Raw genomic sequence first — 4926 nt, 5'->3', positions numbered from 1 at the left:
CAGTACTCGCTTTCGAAAATCTAAGCTGTAGCCCATCTCATTTTATGCCTTGTCATCTTAGATTTAGATATTATGTCATATTAATATGATTTAGCTATAGCTATTCAAAGAACGAAAGTGATGGTAAGTACCAACCGAGAGGCAACTATGCGCCTGTGGGCAGCTACGCCCCGAAAGGCGAAAGCTATACGAAATCGGAATCAGATTATCGGTATCAGTCGAAAGGTAATTATGCCCCAGCAGGTAATTACGCCATTCGTGGGGAGAGTTACACGAAAGGGGAATCTGACAGCAAATATCAATCCCGTGGAAACTACCAACCTGTTGGATACAGCTACTCTAAAGGGGAGTCTGATAATAAATATCAGCCTAAAGGGAACTATGCCGCAGCAGGAAGTAGCTACACGAAATCTGAAAGTGATGCGAGGTATGAGAAAAAAGGCACTGCAATAGGTACGTTAAAATCAATTTGGTTAGGAGACCAAGGGAGAGATTCTTCATTTACAATAAGTGATGATATTCGAGGGACTCATTGTTATTTTCGGTTACAAGACGCAGTAGAGTTTTATTATGTATTAATGCCTCCTGTTGATGGTGTAAGAATTCATTTACACCAAGGTAAAGCTGGAATATGTATTATTTCAACGTCAAATAATGGAAAAGAAGTAAATATATATTATGAAGACTACGCTAGAATTAAGGAGATAAGGGTTATTTATTGAATGGAATTAAATTCTGCCTCACTTTTAGTGAGGCTATTAATTAAGAAGATAACAATGTGTTTAATATTAGCTTATCTGGTTTAAGATGTTCGTTATAATAAATTTCATTGTCAGTCATCATTTTATATCGTAGCTCTTTATCATGAGTTAATTTATCAATGGCTGAAATTAACTCATCTTCATTTTTAAAGGTCAGGTAGTTACTAAAATCACCAGGAACGATATATTCAAGAGGTTCAGAAATAATAGCTCTTGCTGCTGCTACGAATTCACCAAATCTCCAACCTGTTGATCTGTGAAGTCCTGTAGATGTGATACATATTTCGTGATTTTTTATCATATCAATAAAATTTCGACGATTTGTATGTGTCGCTGGTAAGATAAAATCAGGTGCCATTTTTCTAGAATATTCACTATCGTTTAGTCCAATGGTTGCAATGCTTGAGAAATGAGATTTAATGGTTTTTAGGATCATGAGTCTTTGTTCATTAAGTGCATTTATTTCATGAGTTATTTTTTGTTTTTCTGATGAATTTTCAGTCTTAGAATTAGGTTCCCATAATCGGGTTAAAAAAAGGATTTTAGGGTTGTCAGAAATATATGGTGAAACTTCAAGATCATAATGGCGAATAATTTCCTTCCCAAGTTGACGACGAATATTACCTAAAAAATGTTCTATTCTTCGATAAGCGGGTTTTAAATTATAATTAAAGCCAAGAGGACGGCATTTAGGATAATTACACAATAATTGTTCAGACAGACTACGTTTAAAGTATAGGTCACACCATTCATAGTCAGATAATGAGAAAAAATTACGTTCTAAATGGTCGCCATCATTTGCATCGTATACAATCTTTCTTCCATCAATTTCAGCGCGTAGAATATGCTGAATACTAGCTATATTACTATCCTTATTGATTTTATCAATTTTTATTATCTTTTGTTTATTAAGGAGTAAGAAACCATATATATACTGGTTTATGTGATTAGATTTTTTAAATGTTAGAGTGACTTTTTTCATTTTTAGCTGTATCTGTAAGTTTTTTTTAAAATCACTTAGTGATCGAGGTACTGCAATTAAATCACTTGATGATCTTCATAATAAACTATCTCATTGAACATCCTACTTCTCCAAGAGTAAGATATGTCTTATCGAATTTTTGGAAGATATTTTGAAGTTGTTCATTAGTAAGTTATTTTCCATAATATATCTCTGTAATAAATTCAGCATCAGGATTTATATTTCCTAGCTGGTTCTGTATTGATAGTTTGCGATCTATATCTTTTTTTAAGTTAATAACAAAAACTTTCATATCACACCATATTAAGTTTTTATTAATTATATTAGCAGGATTTTATGTTTCATCAATGTAGGCAGCGAACTGATGCGCTGTAGAGGTGGTATCTAATCTAGGACTAGTGCAGAATTTAGGAGGGGTTAACGCTGTCCTTGCTGTAAATACTCCTGCCATTCCTCCCACATATGTTCAGGATCAATATGCGGTAGTCACTTTCTTCTGCCAGAATTTGGCAAGTTTTGAGGATAAAAAAGCCATCATTCCTGACTGCCGCTGATGTGGGAGCCTATAGTAAAGATGAATCGGATGCCCGTTTTCAGGCAAAAGGTGATTATGTACCAGCTGGAAATTATGCGCTGAAAGGAGATAGTTATACTAAACCAGAGTCTGATGCGAAGTACCAACCTAAAGGGAACTATCAATCTGCAGGTAATTATGCCTTGAAAGGGGACAGTTATACAAAAGGGGAGTCAGATAATAAATATCAGCCCCATGGCAACTATCAACCAGCTGGAAATTACCAACCTGCAGGCAATTATGCGTTTAAAGGGGAGAGTTATACCAAAAGAGAGAGTGATTCTAGATACTTACGAGGTTATGGTGGTTCGTGGAAAATTTTATGGAGAACTTATGGTGGCTATGGTTCAGGACTAACAAAAGGAAACTCTGTAAATTTATCAGATGATGCTCGTGGTAAAATCGCTTTTGTTACTATGGATTCAGAATTAGAGAGATGGGTACAAACGTTTATACCCTATGACGGAATAAATTTAGATTTTATGATGATGGATTCCATTGGTTCATTTAGAACTTCTAATAATGGTAGAACATTAACATGCAATACATTATATAACAGTCAAATATATGCATTGGCTGTTTTAGCATAGAAACTAAAATAATAATCAGGGCAATGTTTCCCTGATTAAATTGTACTAGCTATTGTTTTTTAAAACTTTTAATACGCGTTCAAATTCAGTTTTGAATTTTTCATAATTCATATTTTCCTTAGACCATTCAATAGCATTTTTACACATTGATTCATATAAAGGTGGATCGTTGAGTAAGCGCTCAATAGCGCTAACACATTCAAGGTGAGAAAGTAATTTAGGTTCTGTTAACTGATCATTAATAGGGTCATAAACCTGATGAGGAAAACTTATATCAATACCAGTTAGTTTTTCATGTTCATCAATTGAAACTGAGGGTTTTAAACCTATACCACAATATCCGTCTTTAATAGCTTCAGGTTGACCATCTATAAGTGGGAATATGACGGGAACTCCATGCGACAGTGATTCAATACATGATAAACCGAATGGTTCGGTAACAGGAGTACTTAGATATAAATCAATCTTCTCATAAAATGAGACCATATCAGATTGATAGCCTAAAAATTTAATTTTATCTTCTACACCTAGTTTATGGCTTAATTCTTCCAGGTTTTTTCTTATATTACCTTCCCCAGCTATAAGTAGAGTGGTATTTATACATTTTTTAGCTAATTCATAAACTATCAATATAGCAATACTTATACCCTTTAAACCAACTAATCTTGATGCTGTTCCTAATGTAATGTTTTGTTTGATATTTTTTTTCGTATTTTCTTTATTTTTAATAGCTAAACGATTATTTATTGTATGAATAGGGAAAACAGGATGGAATCTTAATTCCATAATGCGAGATGAAGCATGTGATGCGGCTATTCCACAATCAACCATAGCAAGGAAATTTAATGTTTTGTTATCTTGTGGGTAGCGCCAAGAGCATCCATGATCATAATATATAAAATGAGTATTCTTAGGCTTTCTAGTTAATCTTGGGATAAAATCCCATACAATAGTTATATCGGCCTTACTATTTTCAATTTTTTTATTTAAAGCCAGTTTTCTTAATATTGCTGGGTATTTTATGACTGTTGAGCCAACATTGTTAGCATAAAATATCCTAAAATGAGAAAGTTCAGATACAATATTTTTATTTATTTCATTACTTGTACACAGAATTTCATTATCAAAAGAACTATGTTTTAAATATTCAATTAAAAGACGTTCAGATCCACCAAAACCTTGTAAATTAATTAGATGCAACAGTTTCATGTATTCTCCTCTGTTATGGTTTTACCCTTTTAACCCAACGTCAAATAAACACTATCCATAAAAAAGCTTTTATTTTTAATGATCTATTTCTATATTGTTCATCAAAAAAAGAAATTCGCTTTTGGAGCATTATTGACCTATCGCCATCGTTATAGGTTGATTGCACACCAATAGGCGTATTTATTCATATCATCCTCCAAAATGATTTACAGCAAGTACAAGTATAGTACTTAATCTCATTTACGTAGCCTAATCTGATGAATTGTTGATCGTTACCCTACCAATGGAACTGGGGAATGGAATTATAGTGACAGCAGTTTGCTTTCCTATTTGGATGCGATTCCGTGTGCAGTTTGGTTATCCCACTATTAAGGGTGAAATTGCTACCATGTTATTTTCGATATCTTGTCAATGTAATCAGTAAACGGTTGTATTAACGATGTATCTACTTCTTTATTTCTCAATTAGATAATGCATAGAAATGATTAGCATTATGCAAGGTTTACTATTCGACTTATATTCCCTTCATTCCTAATTACCAATGACTAATAGCCGTAACTATTTGGTTTTTAAGGGTGATAATGGCTAGTTATATTAGGTGGAAGTATTTTAACTTATTGATTTAATTAAAAATAACAACGATTTTAAAATCCCTCGACCTTTAGGTTGTGCGGGTTCAAGTCCCGACCTGGGCACCAAACATAAGTTTACTAACGTCTACTCTAGTAAACTAACTCCTAGAAAGACCTGATAAATCAATCAGGTCTTTTCTTTTTAGGTCTACTCTAGTCTATTGCAATCAACATGCAC

At 33.4% G+C, this 4926-nt stretch carries 3 protein-coding genes and 1 pseudogene; 2 read left to right on the top strand and 2 right to left on the bottom strand.

The features are described from left to right. The first annotated feature begins 155 nt into the window (after window positions 1-155). A complete protein-coding gene (locus Xvie_RS19685; RefSeq protein ID WP_086110807.1) occupies window positions 156-722 on the top strand; it encodes a hypothetical protein in 567 nt (188 codons plus the stop codon). Between the two features lie 40 nt (window positions 723-762). Here the strand turns inward: Xvie_RS19685 and Xvie_RS19680 are convergent, their stop codons facing one another. After that, a complete protein-coding gene (locus tag Xvie_RS19680) occupies window positions 763-1743 on the bottom strand; it encodes a hypothetical protein (protein ID WP_086110806.1) in 981 nt (326 codons plus the stop codon). Between the two features lie 561 nt (window positions 1744-2304). On the opposite strand from Xvie_RS19680, the pseudogene Xvie_RS23455 reads away from it, so the two are divergent. Beyond that, a pseudogene (locus Xvie_RS23455) lies at window positions 2305-2607 on the top strand (hypothetical protein); the annotation flags it as partial. 345 nt (window positions 2608-2952) lie between these two features. Here Xvie_RS23455 and Xvie_RS19670 read toward each other — a convergent pair. Beyond that, window positions 2953-4116 carry a glycosyltransferase family 4 protein gene (locus tag Xvie_RS19670; protein WP_086110804.1) on the bottom strand — a complete coding sequence of 388 codons (1164 nt, stop codon included), beginning with the start codon at window positions 4114-4116 and terminating at the stop codon, window positions 2953-2955. Between the last annotated feature and the right edge of the window lie 810 nt (window positions 4117-4926).

The organism is Xenorhabdus vietnamensis, from assembly GCF_002127535.1.
Classification (GTDB): domain Bacteria; phylum Pseudomonadota; class Gammaproteobacteria; order Enterobacterales; family Enterobacteriaceae; genus Xenorhabdus; species Xenorhabdus vietnamensis.
Note: the sequence above shows the minus strand (reverse complement) of the source record. Positions and strands in the feature narration are given on the sequence as shown.

Coding starts and splice junctions, on each gene's coding strand:
- Xvie_RS19680 (WP_086110806.1), bottom strand. CDS start 1,743: ATGAAAAAAGTCACTCTAACATTTAAAAAATCTAATCACATAAACCAG.
- Xvie_RS19670 (WP_086110804.1), bottom strand. CDS start 4,116: ATGAAACTGTTGCATCTAATTAATTTACAAGGTTTTGGTGGATCTGAA.